Genomic DNA, 20839 nt, shown 5'->3' on the forward strand with positions numbered 1-20839 from the left:
CCAATGAAGCTTTTCTTATCATTAAAACCTGATTAGATACAAATTGCTATAATTCTTTTTCTACAACTGTAAATTCCTTAAGAAAAATGATTTGCCTCTAATATTGCTATAAACATAGACAAAATACGACAATTAAAATTAATATACGACAAAATAGAACAATAATTGACAATTCTATACAATTATAGTATGATGAAATTATTCGCAAAGAAAATAATGTAAAAAAGGTTAGTAATATTGTGCAAAAAGTTTTGTGCAATTGCTTATTGCATGAAATATAGGTAGTTTTCTAAGACAGTGGATTTCCATATTAAAACGCTCAATCCAATTAGTTATATAAACTCATTAACGATTTGCTCCTAAAACTAGAAATAAGTAAACATCAATCATCATAAAACATTGTAATATAATTATGATTTAGGACTTTTTCTATTTTTGGTTTAGTTTATATAAACGTTTTAGTAAGAACTTCAGTGTATAAAAAGTTATCTGTCATAAGTACATTAACATGTTGGTACCTGATATTCGTTTTGGATAAATGCGTTTTATAAACTTTACAACTTTGGGTATTTCTAACTACCTTATAAAAATAATGGAGAATTTCCTTGGCTATGGTGATTGATTGGCTTAGTTGCTGATTATTATGACTTAGTCTCCGGAAATTCTCTATTTTCATTTGGTCAAAATATTGACTTTTCATTTGCCCATGGCTTTTTGATGTGTTTCAATTTCATATTTGATATAGGAGGTTATATAAATGAAGAAATTAGGGCTTTAGGATAGATGGTCAAATGTAATCATTAAAAGGGGAGTGGTCACTATGACAGAAACTTTAGATCAAAACATTATGGAAAAGGATACTCTAGGTGATAGGTTTTTAACCTTTCAGCTAGATAAAGAAGTCTATGGAATTGAAATCAGGAATGTGACAGAAATAATAGGAATACAAGCAATAACTGAGGTACCTGAACTGCCAGACTATATTCGGGGCATTATTAATCTTAGAGGCAAAATTATTCCGGTTATGGATGTAAGGCTACGTTTTAAGAAAAATTTCAGAGAGTATAATGATAGAACCTGCGTGATAGTAGTGAATATTCATGAGCAAACCATTGGATTGGTTGTAGACAGTGTATCAGAGGTTATCTCGATCCCGGAAACAGAGATTGTTGCTCCCCCGGAAGTAGGAAAGGAGGGTAATAAATATATTAAAGGAATAGGAAAACAAGGAAATGAGGTGAAGCTACTATTGGATTGTGAAAAGCTATTAAACCATCAGGATGCGGAATACTTAAATAAAATAAATTAAGATGAACAGCAGGGAGGATACATATATGAAATGGTTTTATAACATGAAAATCGGAGCAAAGCTAATTGTTAGCTTTATCATCGTTGCGTTAATTTCAGGAATAGTAGGTGTTGTCGGTATTGCAAACATAAATAAAATAGATGAAAATGACACTATTCTATATGAAAATATGACGGTTCCACTTTCTGAAGTAGCAGATATTGCTAGATGGTTTCAAAGGGCAAGAGTAAACGCAAGAGACTTAATACTTTATGATACACCAGCAGATATTCAAAAAGCATATTCAGAAGTTCAAGATTATCTCAGTGAAATAGATAAATTAGCAGAAAGTTTTGAAAAAACAATTGTCCAAGAAGAAGTACAAGTAAATTTCCAGCAATTTAAAAAGGCAATGACTGAGTTTGATAAAAAATTGGATGTACTATTGGAGATTTGCTTGAAAAATAGAGATGAAGAGGCTTTTGCTTATACAAAGGGAGAGCTACAGACCAGCGCAGATGATGTACGAGAATCAATCGACAAGCTTATAGAATTAAAGGTCAGTGGTGCAAAGAATCAATCAGACACCAATAGTGCTACAGCAGATACAGCAGTAGTTACTATGATCATAGTTATAGCAGCGGCTATGATAGTTGCAATTTCTCTTGGAATATTTATTAGTCGTACCATAAGCAATCCAATGAGAAAGCTTCTTGTTGCAGCAGATAAGATTGCAGATGGAGATTTAGATGTATATGTTGATATACATACTAAAGATGAAGTAGGAAATCTTGCCACTGCATTCAATAAGATGGCAGATAATCTTAATGACGTAGTATCAAATATTAATATTGCATCCGAACAGGTAGCTGAAAGCGCAAAGCAAGTTTCTGATTCAAGCATAGCTTTATCTCAAGGAGCAACTGAGCAGGCAAGTACTATTGAAGAATTAACTTCATCATTGGAAGAAATCGCTGCTCAAACTAAACTTAATGCGGATAATTCAAACCAGGCTAGTTCTCTTGCTGAAATAGCAAAAGATAATGCAGTACAAGGAAATATGCAAATGGATGACATGCTGAAAGCTATGGAGCAAATAAACACATCCTCTAATAATATATCTAAAATTATTAAAGTAATCGATGATATTGCTTTCCAAACAAACATACTTGCTTTAAATGCTGCTGTAGAAGCGGCAAGAGCGGGACAATATGGAAAAGGTTTTGCTGTTGTGGCGGAAGAGGTTAGAAACTTGGCAGCAAGAAGCTCTAATGCTGCAAAGGAAACCACTGAAATGATTGAAGACTCTATTAAGAATGTAGAAAAAGGTACAGATATTGCCAAAAAGACTTCAGAAGCCCTAAATAGAATTGTTGACGATGTTTCTAAAGTTGCAACACTAATTGGAGACATTGCAGCTGCTTCTAATGAGCAAGCTTCCGGTATTGAGCAGGTAAATCAGGGAATTATGATGGTATCGGAAGTAGTGCAAAAGAATTCAGCAACTGCTGAGGAGAGTGCAACGGCAAGTGAGGAGCTTTCAACTCAGGCTGATGCATTGAAAGAACAAGTGTTCAAATTTAAGTTAAGAAAATCGGGCAATAGCATAAATTACAACGGAGGAACAAGGAATTCAGACCAAGGTATAATTAAGATGTTTGATAATATGTCAGAAAATAAAGGATTAAAGATAAACAATAAAGATGAATCATCAGAATCATCAGATGCTAAGCCGAAGAGAATCATTTTAAGCGATAAAGAATTCGGAAAATACTAAAGCAATATTCAATTTTTTATAAGCTAGAGGATAGGAAATTGCTATCCTCTAGCTTTGATATTTTTAAACATGAAATATTAAGCATATCATAACACAAGAAGCCCAGGATTCTAAACTTTCGGAGCTGTTATTCAATTTTAATAAGCATATGATGTCGAAAATAGTCAATTTTTAGACTACTACTTCTTATGTAAACTATTGTATAATATGAAAAGTGAAAGATGTAGTTGGCAAAGTTTTTGATCGGCGAATGAAAATGCAATTATGGATAAAAGATGATAGTAAAAGTTGGAGGTCAAATGAAATGGTTTTATATTTTTCAGGTACAGGCAACACAGAATATATAGCAAAATTGATTGCTGATGGATTAAATGACGAATGCTTAGATTTGTTTGATAGAATTAGGAGTAACGATAAATCACCTTTGTACTCAGAAAAAACTTATGTAATTTGTGCGCCTATATATGTTTGTGAAATGCCAATATTTTTAGTTAAGTACTTAAAATCAATAAAATTTAACGGAAATAGGAAAGTATATTTTGTTTTTACAAGTGGTGGTTATTGTGGCAGTGCAAAGGTCCAAGCAAAACTGTTTTCAATGAGAAAAAATTTAAAATGTTTAGGCTGCGTGGAATTTGTAATGCCGCGTAATTATGTTGCAAATAACAGATATGCTATGGATGAAGAAGACGTAATTCATTCGAAAATTTCAAAAGCTACAAAGAAGGTAAAGCAAGTTGTTGAAGATATGAAAAATGAGAGAAAACTCAAATCCCGTCATGTGTGGCTTTTTGAAACTTTGATAATTGCTCCTTTTGCACCAGTTTGGACACGGTATAAGCTGGTTGCAAAGGATTTTTATACCACGGATCAATGTGTAGGATGTAAAATATGTGAAAAAGTTTGTCCTTTTAATAATATAAAAGTTGTTGATAAAAAGCCTAAATGGGGAGAAAGATGCACTCATTGCATGGCATGCATTGCCAAATGCCCAAAAAAAGCAATAGAATATGGTAATAAGACCCAGGATAAGCCAAGATATCTTTTAAAAAATTATGTTCCTGCAAAGATTAATGATTAATTATAGGACAATCTGGAGATCATGCAAGGCAACCTGGGAATGGAGAAGTAAAATAAGGAGAACATATGATTCGCAAGGATGTCATAGAAAAAGCCGGAAGTGTTCCGGAAATTTTGCTTACATTTTACTAATGCTACATTGATTGATGCTTCAAATATAAAATTCTTGGATAGGTGCAGAAATCTTGTGACTATTGTCAGCATAGAAGGTTCAGGAGAGATAACTGATGATAGGCGTGGTATGGGTGTTTATAATAAAGGTTTCCTTCAGTGTGACAAGGAGATGAAGAAGAAAATATCGCTGAAAGCTTGAATAAAAAGACACATTATATCATCTTAATGAATATTATAATCTATAATAATCATTAAGGAGAGAGATCATGGGATATTATGTTTATGTGAATAATGTAAACATATTTGTTGAAGACTTGAATCCAGAATCTAAAAAGGCAATACTGTTTTTACATGGTTGGCCAGGCAGTCATGATCTTTTTGAATATCAGTTTGATAAGTTGCCGGAGCTGGGTTATAGATGTATTGGAATCGATACAAGAGGTTTCGGTATGTCGGATAAACCTTTTAATGGATATGACTATGATACTCTATCAGATGATGTGAGGGGTGTTGTTGAAGCCTTATGTTTACGGGATTTTATTTTAGTCGGACATTCTACCGGCGGTGCAATAGCAGTAAGATACATGGGACGTCATAAAGGATATGGAGTAAAAAAGCTGGTTCTTATTGCAGCTGCTGCTCCAAGTCTGATAAAACGTCCTGATTTTCCGTATGGCATTGATAAAGAGCAGGTAATACAGATGATAGAAGATACCTATAATGATCGTCCTCAAATGCTCAGGAATTTTGGAGAAAGGTTTTTCTTTCAACATACATCAGAAGCCTTTTCAGATTGGTTTTTTCATCTAGGTTTGCAGGCAGCAGGATGGGCAACAGCGGCCGTGGCAAAGACATGGATTAGAGAAGTATTGTTTGATGATATGAAAGCTATTGATGTGCCTACTTTAATCATACATGGAACTCATGATAAAGTAGTTCCTTTTCACATAGCTGAGGTGCAAAAAAAGATGATACGAAGCTCTAGGTTGTTACCTCTTGAATTATCAGGTCATGGATCTTTTTATGATCAGAAGGAAGAGTTCAATACTTCATTAGTTAGATTTATAGAAGATTAATTAATTTACACTTCCAGAACCATCGAAAATATTGAAATTTGTAAAATTAAACGAATATTCATGTTCAATATACCCTTTGTATGTTTCTGTAAGAACATATAAGGGTATATTTTTTGCAAGAATTTTCATTTCTTATAGCTATTTCTCTATAGCACAATATATCTCAATGAGCAAAAATTGCTAATAGGTATTGAAATAAATAAAAATGAATGATAAAATATCAATAAGAATGATAATCATTTTCAATTAACTTGTACATACTGTAGGTTAGAATTTTCTGTGAGAATATATGAAATCATTGATTATTCCGTTTTCTCAAAGCTCTTAAAAATAAACTTCAGGAAAGTATATGAAAATGTGCATGAATAGAACAAGAGATATGTAATGCCGTTATAAGATTTGAGAAAAATCATTTATGTAAAAAATGATTTTGATATATATTATAAATTTTGGAGGTATATTTATGGAGAGTGTTATAAGGAATAGACATATAACTAGAGAATTAAACAGAAGAGAAGGGGCAGATGCACCATTGATGAATTTAACACAGGCAAAAGTTAATACAGAATACGTTATAAAGGAAATTAGAACAAATGATAAAGAACTAAAGGATTTTTTATTTACATTGGGTTGTTATGAAGGAGAAACAGTGACTGTCATATCCGTACTTGCTGATAATTACATAATTTCAGTAAAAGATGCAAGGTATAGTATAGACAAGGATTTGACTAATGTAATTATAATATAGCTTTTTAAAGGTATAAGAGTTTAATAAAGGAAGCTTTAAATATTAATAACCATAAAAATATATTTCACTAAGTTATTAAAGAGCAGATAAAGAAAGTAGGAGGTAAGTATTTATGAGTGCAGGGGAAAACATTAGGGTAGCCCTCGCTGGAAATCCCAATAGCGGAAAAACAACACTATTCAATGCATTGACAGGAAGACTTGAGCATGTAGGTAACTGGGCTGGTGTAACCATTGAGAAGAAAGAAGGCGAGCTTAAAAAAAGCCTTAATAAGACAAATAAAAATATTACGGTTGTAGACCTTCCGGGAGCTTATTCCATGTCTCCCTTTACATCTGAAGAAAGTATTACAAGTGATTATGTAAGAAATGAAAAACCGGATGTTATTATAAATATTGTAGATGCTACAAATTTAAGCAGAAGCTTATTTTTCACAACACAGCTTCTTGAATTAGAAGTATCGGTTGTTGTTGCATTAAACAAAAGTGATTTAACAAAGAAAAAGAAGACAAGAATAGATGTAAAAATGTTATCGGAATTATTGGGATGTCCTATAGTTGAAACAGTATCGACCAAATCCAGCGATAACGGTTTAGAAGAACTTGTTTCTACGGTAATATCGGTAAAAAGCAATAAGCAAGTTGCACCCTTTGACAGTAAAGGAATGAATGCTTCAGAAAGAAGTTCAGTGGAAGCCTATGATAAAAAACGATATGAGTTTGTCAAAGAAATAGTCTCAAAAGTGGAGCATAGACAAATAAGCAGCAATAAGCAGACCAGACAGGATGCTGCAGATAGGATATTGGCACATAAGTGGTTAGGTATTCCTATTTTTGCAGCGATTATGTGGATGGTTTTCTCAATCTCACAAGTTTATTTAGGACCATTGCTTGCAGATATATTAGGTGGCTGGATTGATGCGTTTTATGCCTGGGTAGAAGGATTGCTTGGAGAAGGAGTATCGCCTGTTCTATCAGCGATTCTATTAGATGGAATTATTGGTGGTGTTGGTGCAGTTGTTGGATTCTTGCCACTAATTATGGTACTGTTTTTCCTGTTGGCATTGCTTGAAGATTGTGGTTACATGGCTCGTGTTGCTGTTGTCATGGATAGATTTTTCAAGAAAGTTGGTTTATCAGGTAAATCGATTATACCTATGATCATAGGAACAGGTTGCGGTGTTCCAGGTATTATGGCAACAAGGACGATTAAAAATGATAGGCAAAGAAGAACAACTGCCATGTTGACACCTTTTATGCCATGCGGAGCGAAGTTGCCTATTATCGCGTTATTTGCAGGTGTATTCTTTGACGATGCCGCGTGGGTAGGTACCGCTATGTATTTCATGGCTATTGGAATTATAATCGTTGGAGCACTACTGATACAAAGAATAACCGGTGATAAACATACAAGGTCATTCTTTATAATGGAATTACCGGAGTATAGATTTCCAAGCATTAAGAGAGCTACAATATCTATGTTCTCCAGAGCGAAAGCGTTTATTATAAAAGCAGGTACTATTATACTTCTTAGCAATGCAATAGTACAAATCATGCAAACCTTTGATTGGAAATTCCAGGTTGTTGCTGAAGGTGCAGAAAGTACGAGTATTTTAGCAAGCATAGCATCGCCCTTTGCAATATTGTTAATACCCTTAGGCTTTGGAGCATGGCAATTGGCAGCTGCATCGATTACTGGTTTCATTGCGAAGGAAAATGTCGTTGGTACCTTAGCGGTTGTATATGGAATAACAAACTTTATTGATACTGAAGAATTTGTACTCATGTCTGATGGAGTAGGTGTTGCAGGTGCCCTTGGTTTAACCTCTGTTGCTGCATTAGCATACCTTATGTTCAATTTGTTTACACCTCCCTGCTTTGCTGCAATTGGTGCCATGAACTCTGAAATGGAAGACAGGAAATGGCTGTGGGGCGGTATTGCATTCCAGTTCTCAATGGGTTATGTAGTGGCATTCATTACATACCATATAGGTACATTAACAACTGCTGGCTTTGTTGGCACTGGTTTCATACCAGGGTTAATTGTTGTAGCAGCTATGATTGGATATGTTGCATACCTTGTAAAAAGAGGGAATGAAAAGGCAGAAAGAAAGCTAGCACATAGTGTATAGGAGGAGCGTTATGAAAAATTTAATTTTAATTCTGGTCATACTGGCAATAGTGTGTGCTGCAATTACAAAGATTGTTATTGAAAAGAAAAAAGGTGTTAAATGTATTGGATGCCCATCATGCTCATCTGGCAAAAACAGTTGTAGTTGTAATTGCAACCATACAGAATAATATGACAGTTGAAAACAGCAAAATGATAAATTTTACGGAAGAGTTAAATATATATGGATATTCAAGATATACATCAATTTAACCTCATAACATAATGGTTAACCGCCAATCATGGGATGCTTTGTATCCGTTGGCGGTTTTTTAGTATTCATTGACATTTTAATCTATAAGGTATAGACATATAATATGAAGCTTATGTTGCATAGGACTAATTGGTTTGCAATGAAGAACATAACTCTGTAGAAACTGGAGAAGAAGTATTCTTTCTTTCAAGATACATTTGTAATTAAAAGTAAAGGAGTGATATAATATGCTATCGGATAAAAGTTTCACACCAAGAAGTGATGAAGAACTACAAAAGAGTATGGTTGGCGAACTTAAGCCTCATGACGCACCCATTAATCTCACTGAATATGATCCCAGTTGGCCTGATTTGTTTGAAAGAGAGGCGAGGCGGATTTATTCAGTACTAGGCAATAAGGCCTTGCAGATTGAACATGTGGGATCAACGTCAGTGCCGGGCCTTTGTGCCAAACCAATAATTGATATATTGCTGGTTGTAAGTGATTCTGCTGATGAGGAAGCCTATGTGCCGGCTTTGGAAGCAGCTGGATATACATTGTGGATCCGTGAGCCAGATTGGTACGAGCATCGCCTGTTTAAAGGACCTGATACAGATATTAATTTACACGTGTTCAGTTATGGCGCGCCTGAGATTGATAAAATGTTGCGCTTTAGGGATTGGTTGAGATCCAATGAAGCAGATCGTAAAATATATGAGGAAGTGAAGAGAGGCCTGGCAAATAAAAAATGGCGTTATGTTCAACACTATGCGGATGCCAAAACTTCAATAGTTCAGGAGATCATGGAAAGGGCAAATGGTAATAACACTTAATTAGGGGGACAAATGATGAAAATTTCAAAGAAAGATGCATTGCTTTGGTTTGATTATTTTTCGCAATTGACTGAGAAAGATGAAATAACTGCAAAACACGAGGAAATCATATACGCTACCTTTGCACAAATAGAGACAGCAGTTGATTATAGAAATGAAAGGTTGATGGAGGAAATTAAAGGTTTAAAGACCTTGGAGAATAGAACTTATTTTGTAGGCAATGATGATAAGTTTCCAAAAGGATGTCGTTCATGTCTTCTGGGCACAGGTCTCAGTGCAATAAGAAAAACTAACAAATGCAACTTACAGTGTAAATTCTGTTATAATTATGGAGAGTTTGAACGCATCCCTCCAGTGGGAGAAGGTATGTGGGAAATCGGTGGTACAAAGTTTTACGAGAAGGATATTGATTTGCTCCTTTCAATTCATAAGAAACCAACTGGAATATCATATGTATACTTAGAGCCGTTTATGGAAATAGAAAAATACTATCCGGTTATAAAGAAGTTCAGTGAAGCTAATATACATCAACATCTATATACAAATGGCACATTGGCTACGGAAGAGAACTTAAAAGCTTTGGGTGAAGCTGGCCTTGATGAGATACGCTTCAATTTGGGAGCTTCTAATTGCTCTGATAAAGTCATCAAAAACATAGGAATCGCTAAAAAGTATATTAAGAGTGTAGGTATTGAAACACCGATGACTCCAGAATTTTTCGATGCATTTCTGAAAAAGAAGCAAGCTATTTTAGACACGAAACTGGACTTTATCAATTGTGCTGAATTGCATTTAAATGAGAATAACATATTTAATTATTATGGAGAAAACATGTATATTTCCCGACTTGGATATATATCACCGATTTGGAGCAGGGAGTTGACTTTGAAACTTATGAAAATAGCCGATGAAGAATGCTGGGATTTGGTAGTACATGATTGTTCAAACCATACAAAATTCGCCAGAGACTTAAATTTAAGCAGTAAAGAAGGCAAGTGGTTTGGAGCCAGTGATTATGCTTGCGAATTTTTAAATATTCCATATGAAGTATTTATACCCATATTAAATGATGACAATTTTATATTTCTAAAGGAAGAAGAATTGCCTGATGAGTATAAGCCTGTAACGATGGAAGAACAGATGGATTTCTAAGCATTGTAGCAACTTATTGATTTTGAATGGAAATGTTAGTGTGTTATAACGGAGCAAGAAGGTAAGAGGAGGAATGCACATGGATGAGAAGATATGTCCATTATGCGGCAATCCTAACAATTGTCAGCATGGCGAAGGAACTTGCTGGTGTGAGAATGTGGCGGTTCCAAAAAAATTTTAGATATGGTTGCCGATGATAAAAAAGGGAAAGCATGTATATGCAAATACTGCATCGAGAAATTCACTAATGATTGATGTAATTTTTAATTAGTTTATGGTAGTAAAAAAGCCAGTCAGGACAATTATGAGTCAAACTGGCTTTACTTCTATTTGAGAATCAACATAGGCACTCAGGATGCCATTCAACAATACTGTAAGGAATGGTAAACACAACTATGCCTGTGGCATAGGGAGCGATTTCATATTGCTGATAATATATGGACAAGCCTTCTGGAGTAAGGTAATAGCTTAAAGGGTTGAAATTCTCAACAATCAGTTTTCTGTAATCTTCGAAATATGGCGGTGTATCTGTATCCATATTTTCATCTGCTTGCCTGATGATTTCTTCTATCAATAGTTCTTTGTAATTTGCTTCCGGTTTGAAATAGCAATAAAGGGGTATATGTGCACCGTTGCATAATTCCCAAGTATCAGAGCTTCTAACGGTATTACCATGGGCTCCGCCTGTATATTCATATTTGTCAATATAAAGGCTCAGAAAACCATCTTGGTTGTAGGTTATTTTATATTCCATGTAAGCCTCGTATGGATGAAATGGGAAATTATTGGCCAAGGAATCTTTATATGTCTCAACAGCAAGATCATATAATTTTATGGAAACATACATATAATAATCACTAATTTGCATATTTATCTGGTTGTTTATGATTGCTTCAGAAATCTGATTATTTGCCATATGAATAGTTGGATATATGATTGTCAAGTTTAGTACATCAATATTATCAAATTTGAATGTATGTTTATACTTTCTCATAGAAATATTGGTTTTGCAATTATCACGATTCATGTGAATCCCTCCATATATAATACTATGAGTTACGGTTCTGAAAGTTGCTAAAAAGATAAGAAATAATATAATGAGATTGCTTATTCTTAACTGACAAGTATTTATGATTTGTTAGATTTTCTTTTTATTGATATTATATATATGTATAGATAGCGAAGGATTGAGAACTTATGAAAAAATTAGTCATTGGAATATTAGCACATGTAGATGCTGGTAAAACAACTTTATCAGAGAGTTTGCTTTATTTGGCAGGCAAGATTAGAAAGTTGGGACGAGTGGACAAAAAAGACACCTATTTGGATAACTATGAGTTGGAAAGAGCAAGGGGAATTACTATTTTTTCTAAGCAAGCTGTGTTTGAGTTTGAAGATATGCAAATAACCTTACTGGATACACCAGGTCATGTAGATTTCTCAACAGAAATGGAGAGGACACTTCAAGTTCTTGATTATGCTATTTTAGTAATCAGTGGAATGGATGGAATACAAGCTCATACCATGACATTATGGCGTTTGCTTTCCATATATAAAATTCCAGTGTTCATTTTTATAAATAAAATGGATCAGGCAGGAACCGATAAGGGTAAAATAATGAACGAGTTAAAGAAACAGTTGAGTGATGGATGCATTGAATTTGAGCAAGATGAAAAAGAGAATTTCTATGACCAAATGGCCATGTGTGATGAGGTTCTTATGGAAGCTTATCTGGAGACGGGCAACATCCAGCTTTCACAAATAAAGACGGCCATCAGAGAACGCAAAGTATTTCCATGCTTTTTCGGTTCTGCTTTAAGGCTGGAGGGTGTCGAGGAGTTTATCCGGGGAATTGTGATGTATTCTCAGTTGCCAACTTACCCATCTGAATTTGGGGCCAAAGTGTTTAAAATAGGGAGAGATGAACAGGGAAACCGTCTTACCTATATGAAAATTACCGGAGGAAAACTTAAGACAAGGGATATTTTAAGCAACGGAATATGGGAAGAAAAGGTTACCCACATACGAATATATTCAGGACAGAAGTTTGAGGCCGTCAATGTGGTTGAAGCAGGATCTGTATGTGCAGTAACAGGATTAACTCAGACAAAGCCGGGAGAAGGTTTGGGGATAGAGAAGAATTTAAATGTACCTGTATTGGAACCTGTATTGTCATATCAGATTATACTTCCTGAAGACTGTGATCCAAGAGTCATAATGCCAAAATTGCGTCTTCTGGAAGAGGAAGATCCGGAGCTTCATATTGTGTGGGATGAGCAGCTGCAGGAGATTCAGGTGAAAATAATGGGTGAAGTGCAAATAGAGGTTTTGCAAAGTCTTATAAAAGACCGCTTTGGCATTGATGTATCCTTCGACTCAGGCAAAATTGTCTATAAAGAGACTATTGGAAATGCCGTTGAAGGAGTAGGGCACTTTGAACCTTTGCGTCATTATGCGGAAGTTCATCTTTTGATGGAACCTGGGGAGAGGGGAAGCGGACTTAAGTTTGATGTGCGGTGTAGCGAAGATGTGCTGAGTAAAAGTTGGCAAAGGTTAATTCTGTCTCATCTGGAAGAAAAGGTCCATAAAGGGGTTCTCACTGGATCAGATATTACAGATATGAAAATAACTTTAGTATCAGGCAGAGCCCATAATAAGCATACGCAAGGCGGCGACTTCAGAGAAGCAACCTATCGGGCGGTGCGCCAAGGTTTAATGGAAGCGGAGTCTATACTGTTGGAACCCTATTATTATTTTCAGCTTCAGGTGCCTGAAAAAATGGTAGGAAGGGCAATGACAGACATTGATAAAATGCACGGAATATGCCAGATATCACACATAGATGATGGTATGGCAGTTGTTACAGGGACTGCACCTGTTGCTACCATGAGAAATTACCAGAAAGAAGTCATGATATATACAAAGGGACAAGGAAGACTTTTTTGCAGCCTCATGGGATATGAACCATGTCATAATACTGAAGAGGTAATAGATATGATAGGCTACGATGCAGAAGCAGATGTTAATAATCCGGCAGACTCTGTTTTCTGTGCTAATGGCACAAGCTTTTTTGTAAAATGGTATGAAGTAAAGGAACATATGCACGTTGAAAGCTATTTTAATACAAGAAACAGCATTTTTGATGAAATAGCCGAAAGCAAGTTGACATATCAGGAAGAAAAATGGATTGCCCCAGAGGAAGTTGATAAAATCCTCAATAAAACCTATTATGCAAATCAGGGAAGAAAAAATGTTTGGCAAAATAAGAGAAAAGTTGATATGGATTATTATAAGTCTCCTGTCTATTCAAAAGTGCCAAAGGAAATCAAAGAAGAATATCTTCTTGTAGATGGATATAATGTCATATTTGCCTGGCCTGAGCTAAAAGAACTTGCAGAGACTACCATGGACGGAGCTAAAGTAAAATTGCTTGATGCCCTATGTAATTATCAAAGCATTCGGAAATGTAGGATTATAGTAGTGTTTGATGCTTACCGTGTTCAGGGACATCCAGAGGAAGTGATAGATTATTATAATATACATGTAGTATATACCAGAGAAGCACAAACTGCTGATCAATATATAGAAAAGTTCACCCATGAAAATCAGGATAAATATAATATTACAGTTGCAACCTCTGACGGTTTACAGCAGATTATTATAAGAGGTGCAGGATGTGCTTTGTTATCTGCCAGAGAACTGAAGGAAGAAATACAAAGAACCACTGAAATGGCATTAAAAGAATACAAGGAAAGGCAAGAAATAGATATTAATTATCTGGGGGATACGTTATCAACGGAAGCCAAAGAACAAATGGATGAAATAATTAAGAGAGGAACAGGGAAATAGATATATAAAATTCTATGTTCCTTTTGCTTTGAGGAAATGTTAGGGAAGAGAGAAATTGAAAGAATGGTTATCACGTTGATGAAGTATTTTCCTTATCTAATGAATTATGGGAATGTGTTATTGCTTAAACACAATATTGACAAATTTATTATTACTAAATTATAATTAATTTGTAGAAATATAAATAATATTGCTATTTGTTAATAATATTAATATAGAATTAAACTGCTTTGCTTATGTGATGGAGGTATTCCCTGTATCGGAATAGGCAAAACCCAGTGGAAGCCAAGGATGTTGGTTTTTGCTGGGTTTTATTTATTTATAAATTTTTGTCTAAATCCCGGTTCAATAAAGTAAAATATAATCGGGTAGTTGTAATAATATTTTGATAGGAGGTTTTTTTATGATTACTAATGGTTTCACTTATTTTGCTGTACTTGTTGCATTATGCGGCGGTCTATTAGCTGCGCAAAAGTATGCAAAAAGCAAAGCTGTACAAAAGTTCTTTAGTTTTGTACCTCCCATAGTATTAGTTTATTTAATTGGCATGATTCTTTGTACTATTAACTTTTGGGATTTAGATGCTACAAAAGCAGCCTATAGCAATCTGAAGAACAACATTCTTTACGCGATGATATTTCTAATGTTGCTTCGTTGTGACATTCGTCAGATGATCAAACTGGGACCTAAAATGATTATAGGTTTCTTTACTGGTAGCTTAACTGTAATGATTGGCTTTATAGTTACTTTCATAGTTATGAAGGGTGTATTAGGTCCTGAATCATGGAAAGCATTAGGTGCTTTATGTGGAAGCTGGATAGGCGGTTCTGGTAATATGGCAACTTTGCAGGAAATATTTAATGTAGGAGAAGTAGAGTATGCATATGCTCTAGTGGTTGACTCCATTGATTATTCAATTTGGGTTATGTTCTTATTATGGTCAATCAGTTTTGCACCAAAGTTCAACAAATGGACCAAAGCGGATACCAGTCGTTTAGATCAAGTAAGCAGAAGTTTAGAAGCAGATATGGCAGAAAATAAACAAGAAATTACTTTTACAACCATGATGGTACTAATAGGTTCTTCACTTTTAGTTTCTGCTGTTGGACAGAATGTAGGTACATGGCTCAATAGTAACTTTGGTTTCTTGGATAAGGCAACATGGGTAGTATTATTCATTACTGCTGTCGGATTGATATTGGCGGCTACCCCATTTGGAAAGTTGGCTGGTGCAGCAGAATTATCAAATGTATTCCTATATGGTGTAGTTGCTTTGCTTGCTTCTCGTGCCAATTTCATGGAATTAAATGATGCTCCTGCATGGATTGCGGCAGGATTTATGATATTAGCCATCCATGGCATATTATTCCTTATTTTTGCTAAATTCCTTAAACTTGATATGTTTACTTGTGGCGTTTCTTCACTGGCTAATATCGGAGGTGTGGCTTCTGCACCTATATTGGCAGGAACATATAGCGGCTCATTAGTGCCTGTAGGAGTTCTTATGGCTTTATTTGGTACAGTTAGCGGTACCTATCTGGGAATGATAACCGGTTATATTATGAGAGCTCTTGCATGAGCAAATAAGAGTTTTAAATATGATGAATTTCTCTTAAGTAATAAGAGGAATAAAATGCCTCTGAAAAAGCTTTAAAATCAGATTATTACTTTTACAGTGAATGTGTTTGAATAAAAAATGTGAGGTGGAATAAAATGAAAATTACTGAAGTTCGTTTAGGAATGATTTCTGTTCCCCTTATTGTTCCGTTCAAAACAGCGTTGCGTACAGTAAACAGTGTAGAAGATGTTGTTATTGAAATTCATACGGATACGGGACATGTAGGATATGGTGAAGCTCCTCCTACGGGAGCGATTACCGGTGATACTACAGGCGCTATAATAGGCGCAATAAATGACCATATAAAGAAGGTATTGATTGGTCGTGAAATAGATGACTTTGAAAATCTCATTAAGGATATGAATGGAAGCATTGTTAAAAATACCAGTGCTAAGGCAGCTGTAGATATAGCTCTTTGGGACCTTTATGGCCAGCTATACAAGATTCCTGTTTATAAAATGCTTGGTGGAAGCAGAAAGAGCATTGAGACAGATATAACAATAAGCGTAAATTCTCCTGATGAAATGGCCCGTGATGCTGTAAGTGCAATTAATAGAGGTTATAAGTGCCTAAAGGTTAAAGTAGGAAGCAATCCTGAGTTGGATGTGGCACGATTGGCAGCTGTTCGCGAAGTGGCACCAGATGCTCTCATTCGCATTGATGCAAATCAGGCATGGTCACCAAAGCAGGCTGTTCGCATTCTGAATCAAATGCAGGAGAAGGGTTTAGATATAGAGTTTGTTGAACAACCAGTTAAGGCTCATGATTTTGAAGGACTCAGATATGTAACTCAGAATTCATATGTGCCGGTAATGGCTGATGAAAGCGTATTCTCACCAATGGATGCTCTAAAAATCATGCAAATGGGAGCAGCAGATCTTATCAATATAAAGTTAATGAAGTGCGGGGGTATTACTAATGCGCTTAAAATAGCTTCTGCTGCAGAGGTGTATGGGGTAGAATGCATGATTGGCTGCATGTTAGAGGCAAAAATAAGCGTTAATGCTGCGGTACACTTTGCTTGTGCAAAACAGATAATCACAAAGGTTGATTTGGATGGTCCTGTTCTATGCAGTGAAGACCCGATCATCGGTGGTGCAGTATTTAACGAAAAGGACATTACAGTAAGCGATGAACCTGGTCTAGGTATAAAGGGCATAGAAAAAATCAGATATATCTAAAGCATAAACCAATATGAGCATTTATTTTAGCCATCGTTTGGAATAGTGTGAAACGGTGGCTAAATTTTAACATGCGGGTAAAAGTCTGTGCAGATGAATTTTTCTTTACACGGGCTTTTGCTTTATATGCTTTATAAGATTATAATAAATATGAGAAAGGTTTATATTGAATTATAAAAACAAGAAAGCCTATGAATATCAGGAGGGATATGTTTGAAGTACAGCGTACTTGGAAAAACAGGATTGAATGTATCAAGAGTAAGCTTTGGAGGAATACCGATCCAACAATTGGATCAGGAAGATGCCAATAGCTTGATAGGGAGAGCAATAGAGTTAGGCATAAATTTTATAGATACCGCCAGAGGATATACCGTAAGTGAAAGCTTAATAGGTGAAGCGCTTGCTGGAAAAAGAAGTAACGTGTTCCTTGCTACCAAGTCCATGGCAAGGGATAAGGAAGGAATGAGAAAGGACGTAGATATTTCTCTTAACAACTTAAAGACGGATTATGTTGATCTATATCAGCTTCACAATGTACCTACATTAGAGGATTTTGAGAAAGTCATGGCTCCGGGTGGAGCGTTGGAAGCTTTATTAGAATGCAAGGAAAAAGGACTAATAAAGCATATAGGTATAACAAGCCATAGCATTGAAGTTATTGAGAAAGCTCTTGAATATGATATTTTTGAAACCATCCAATATCCATACAATGCAATAGAAACTCATGCTGAAGAGATATTTAAAAAGGCTTATGAAAAAAATATCGGCATAATTGTAATGAAGCCCTTTGCTGGAGGAGCTATCACAAACGCAAATGGAGCTTTAAAGTTCATATTGGAAAAAGAATATATAACTTGTGCCATACCTGGAATGTGCAGCATGGAGCAATTGGAGCAGAATGTAAAGGCAGCTGATAACCCTGTATTAGATGAGAGTGAAAGAGAGGAACTCTTAAAAGAAGCAAGAGAACTGGGAAATACATTCTGCAGAAGATGTGGTTATTGTCAACCCTGCCCTGTAGGAATAAATATTCCCATGATGTTCATGTTTGAGGGCTATTATACCAGATATAATCTTCAGCAATGGGCACAAGAAAGATTCAATACACTTCCTGTAAAGGCAAGTGAATGTGTCAAGTGCGGACTATGCGAGACTAAATGCCCTTACAACTTACCTATCAGAGATATGTTGGAAACTGTAAAGGATCTGTTTGAATGATTGAAAATAGAAAATATATGTTGTTTTTAAATTATTAACTAAGGCTTGGGGGAATTTAAATGATGATAAATAAGGTATGGGCAGTGTACTTCAGTGCTACAGGAACAACAAAGAAGGTTACTGAATATGTTGCCAATGCCATAAGTGAAAAAATTGATGCCCCTATAGATACTGTTGATTTTACCATTCCGGATGCAAGAAAGCGTAGTTTGGAATTTGGCAAAGATGATCTGGTTGTATTTGGAACTCCTGTCTATGCAGGTCGTGTTCCCAATGTACTTCTGTCTTTTTTAAATGAGAATATAAAAGCAGATAACACATGTTCTATACCAATAGTTGTGTACGGCAATCGAAATTATGATGATGCCTTAAAAGAGTTAATTAGAATTTTAAATAATGATGGGTTTGAGATAATTGCTGCCGGTGCATTTGTAGGAGAGCATGCTTTTTCTAAAGTGCTTGCAGCAGGAAGACCCGATGAATCAGATATGCTATTAGCTGAAGAATTGGCAGAAAAGGCAGCAAAAAGGATTTGTCTATCTGATAATAAACCTGTAGAAATATTATGTTTTAAGGATGAGAAATCATTACGTCCATATTATCAACCCAAGGATAACAATGGTACAGCCATAAATATCCTAAAAGTGAAACCTAAAACAAATGATAATTGTAATAAATGCGGCCTATGTGCGAAGATTTGTCCTATGGGATCCATCAGTTATGAAGATCAAAGCAATATATTAGGTATATGTATCAAATGTGGAGCCTGTATAAAGAAATGTCCTGTAGAAGCTAAGTTCTTTGATGATAAAGGATATTTGTATCATAAGAAGGATCTTGAAATGACATATACAAGAAGAAGTGAGCCTGAGATTTTTTAGGATATTGAGGCATGTATTAAAATTTAATTTGCTATAATAATATTATGTAAATGATCTGGCTAAAGTTGCATAATCTTCTATGAAAAATGGAAACATATAAATAAGTATTATGATAACCAGAAACAAGTAGAAGCGTTCATGTTTAATATTAAGGGAAAAAGTTGATGAAATCAGATGAAGAAGTCATGAAAGCTGTTGAAAAGAGCTTACATGAAGAGTTTGCAGTAGCCTTTGACATAAAACTGGAGGAAGTCCTTTCTTTTATTCTTGAACATATTTAAGATTTTAAAATTGAAAAATTATTGCATAATGTAGTTTATAAGAACTAAAAAAGTCGTCTGAAAGGATGACTTTTTTTAGTATTGTTGAACTATGTAAAATTTTGTTATTATATGATATTATTATATAAATAATAAATATACTGTTAGTTTAATATATTATACATATGATGTACGGATGAGCTCACATAAAGAATGTCCATGGGAAGCTGCAAATGAATACAAGACTACAGAGTTGAAATCAAGGAAAATACTGCATAAAACCTTTTAACCCCTTCTGATGTTTTATAATAGTTTATATTATTTAGAAAAGGTGATGTCAGATGAAAAAAAAATATGTTCATATTGATCAATGTGAGACAGGATACATTCTTGCAGATGATGTGTATGACGATAGGGGACTTTTAATTATTTCAAAGGATACAGCGATTGATGATTACATTATTAATAAATTGGATAATTTCGATATAAGACAGTTGTGTGTTTATGAAGATCATCAAATGGATAAAAAGGAGATTCGGAAGCAATACATTGAACATTTAAAAAAGGATTATAAGAAGAATGTTGATGACATGAAGCAACTGATGTGTGATCTGGCATCTGGGAGAAAGTTGGAATACGAAAGAATCAAGCGTATTTCGGATTCAGTTTATTCTGAAGTCAGGTATATGATAAATGTGCCTGAGTTCATGAATGTGGTAAAGGATATAGATGAATATACCTATAAGCATAGTATAAATGTTGGCATATACGCTTTTCTTCTGGCAAAATGGCTTGGCTTGGAAGAAGAAGAGATAAAAAATGTTGTAATGACGGGAATTCTCCATGATATTGGCAAAGCTAAAGTACCTGTTGATATTTTAAACAAAAAAGGCTCATTATTACCGGAAGAATTTGAAAAGATTAAAGAACATACCAGTATTGGTTATAAGCTTTCATTGGAGATTGCACAACTTAGTGAAGAAATTAGGGAAGGAATACTAATGCACCATGAGAATGAAGATGGGAGTGGATATCCCAGTGGGCTTAGAGGAAATGAAATAAGCAAATATGCAAAGATTATAGCTGTCGCTGATGTGTATGATGCGTTAACTTCAGAAAGAGCATATAAGAAAAGAATTACTCCCTTTGAAGCCTTTAAGGAGATCATAAGAATCGGGTATAGCAAATTTGACACGAGGATATTAATGACTTTTTTATCAAATATATACAGATATTACATTGGTACTTTGGTAAGGATGAGTAATGGTCAGATTGGACAAATTGTGTTTATATCTCCTGAAAAAATATCAACTCCGATAGTATTCCTTAATGGAAAATATATTGACTTATCTCAAATGAAATACTTTAAAATAGAAGAAGTATTATAATTAAGCCTATAAAG

General features: G+C 34.9%; 18 protein-coding genes. 17 read left to right on the plus strand and 1 reads right to left on the minus strand.

The window, feature by feature from the left end; translation table 11 throughout:
- The first annotated feature begins 820 nt into the window (after nt 1–820).
- The 11 genes from BUB48_RS05075 (at nt 821) to BUB48_RS19080 (ending at nt 10611) form a co-directional block, all read left to right on the plus strand.
- Nucleotides 821–1309 carry a chemotaxis protein CheW gene (locus BUB48_RS05075; RefSeq protein ID WP_073025164.1) on the plus strand — a complete coding sequence of 163 codons (489 nt, stop codon included), beginning with the start codon at nt 821–823 and terminating at the stop codon, nt 1307–1309.
- Nucleotides 1310–1334: 25 nt separating this feature from the next.
- A complete protein-coding gene (locus tag BUB48_RS05080) occupies nt 1335–3065 on the plus strand; it encodes a methyl-accepting chemotaxis protein (RefSeq protein WP_073025165.1) in 1731 nt (576 codons plus the stop codon).
- A gap of 304 nt (nt 3066–3369) precedes the next feature.
- Nucleotides 3370–4146: an EFR1 family ferrodoxin gene (locus BUB48_RS05085; RefSeq protein ID WP_073025166.1), complete on the plus strand. Its 777-nt coding sequence runs from the start codon at nt 3370–3372 to the stop codon at nt 4144–4146.
- A 186-nt stretch (nt 4147–4332) separates the two neighbouring features.
- Nucleotides 4333–4458, plus strand: a complete 126-nt coding sequence (locus BUB48_RS18815) for a hypothetical protein (protein ID WP_278308946.1) — start codon at nt 4333–4335, stop codon at nt 4456–4458.
- A gap of 67 nt (nt 4459–4525) precedes the next feature.
- A complete protein-coding gene (locus BUB48_RS05095; RefSeq protein ID WP_073025168.1) occupies nt 4526–5335 on the plus strand; it encodes an alpha/beta fold hydrolase in 810 nt (269 codons plus the stop codon).
- A gap of 463 nt (nt 5336–5798) precedes the next feature.
- Nucleotides 5799–6083, plus strand: coding sequence for a FeoA family protein (locus BUB48_RS05100; RefSeq protein WP_333782555.1), 285 nt, complete (start codon nt 5799–5801; stop codon nt 6081–6083).
- Nucleotides 6084–6213: 130 nt separating this feature from the next.
- Entirely contained in the window at nt 6214–8214 is a 2001-nt protein-coding gene (gene feoB, locus BUB48_RS05105; RefSeq protein WP_073025264.1) for a ferrous iron transport protein B, read from the plus strand.
- A 77-nt stretch (nt 8215–8291) separates the two neighbouring features.
- Nucleotides 8292–8465, plus strand: coding sequence for a hypothetical protein (locus BUB48_RS18010; RefSeq protein ID WP_175548366.1), 174 nt, complete (start codon nt 8292–8294; stop codon nt 8463–8465).
- A 228-nt stretch (nt 8466–8693) separates the two neighbouring features.
- Nucleotides 8694–9278 carry a GrpB family protein gene (locus BUB48_RS05110; protein ID WP_073025169.1) on the plus strand — a complete coding sequence of 195 codons (585 nt, stop codon included), beginning with the start codon at nt 8694–8696 and terminating at the stop codon, nt 9276–9278.
- Nucleotides 9279–9293: 15 nt separating this feature from the next.
- On the plus strand, nt 9294–10430 hold the full coding sequence (locus tag BUB48_RS05115) for a radical SAM protein (protein ID WP_073025170.1): 1137 nt from the start codon (nt 9294–9296) through the stop codon (nt 10428–10430).
- A gap of 79 nt (nt 10431–10509) precedes the next feature.
- A complete protein-coding gene (locus BUB48_RS19080; protein WP_207648319.1) occupies nt 10510–10611 on the plus strand; it encodes a cysteine-rich CWC family protein in 102 nt (33 codons plus the stop codon).
- 156 nt (nt 10612–10767) lie between these two features.
- On the opposite strand, the gene BUB48_RS05125 is transcribed toward BUB48_RS19080, so the two are convergent.
- Nucleotides 10768–11457 (minus strand): DUF3298 and DUF4163 domain-containing protein, encoded by a 690-nt coding sequence (locus BUB48_RS05125; RefSeq protein WP_073025171.1) that lies wholly within the window; start codon nt 11455–11457, stop codon nt 10768–10770.
- A gap of 170 nt (nt 11458–11627) precedes the next feature.
- On the opposite strand from BUB48_RS05125, the gene BUB48_RS05130 reads away from it, so the two are divergent.
- The 6 genes from BUB48_RS05130 to BUB48_RS05155 all read left to right on the plus strand — a co-directional run bounded on the left by BUB48_RS05130 (nt 11628) and on the right by BUB48_RS05155 (nt 20825).
- On the plus strand, nt 11628–14279 hold the full coding sequence (locus BUB48_RS05130; RefSeq protein ID WP_073025172.1) for a translation factor GTPase family protein: 2652 nt from the start codon (nt 11628–11630) through the stop codon (nt 14277–14279).
- Nucleotides 14280–14682: 403 nt separating this feature from the next.
- The gene (locus BUB48_RS05135; RefSeq protein WP_073025173.1) at nt 14683–15858 is read left to right on the plus strand and encodes a DUF819 family protein; all 1176 of its coding nucleotides are present in this window, start codon (nt 14683–14685) and stop codon (nt 15856–15858) included.
- Nucleotides 15859–15992: 134 nt separating this feature from the next.
- Nucleotides 15993–17078, plus strand: a complete 1086-nt coding sequence (locus BUB48_RS05140; RefSeq protein WP_073025174.1) for a dipeptide epimerase — start codon at nt 15993–15995, stop codon at nt 17076–17078.
- Between the two features lie 213 nt (nt 17079–17291).
- Nucleotides 17292–18296, plus strand: a complete 1005-nt coding sequence (locus BUB48_RS05145) for an aldo/keto reductase (protein ID WP_073025175.1) — start codon at nt 17292–17294, stop codon at nt 18294–18296.
- Nucleotides 18297–18355: 59 nt separating this feature from the next.
- Complete coding sequence (locus BUB48_RS05150; RefSeq protein WP_073025176.1) at nt 18356–19177, plus strand: EFR1 family ferrodoxin; 822 nt, start codon at nt 18356–18358, stop codon at nt 19175–19177.
- A gap of 601 nt (nt 19178–19778) precedes the next feature.
- On the plus strand, nt 19779–20825 hold the full coding sequence (locus BUB48_RS05155) for an HD-GYP domain-containing protein (protein ID WP_073025177.1): 1047 nt from the start codon (nt 19779–19781) through the stop codon (nt 20823–20825).
- The last annotated feature ends 14 nt before the right edge of the window (nt 20826–20839 follow it).

Source organism: Lutispora thermophila DSM 19022, from assembly GCF_900142105.1.
In the GTDB taxonomy this organism is placed as follows: Bacteria; Bacillota; Clostridia; order Lutisporales; family Lutisporaceae; genus Lutispora; species Lutispora thermophila.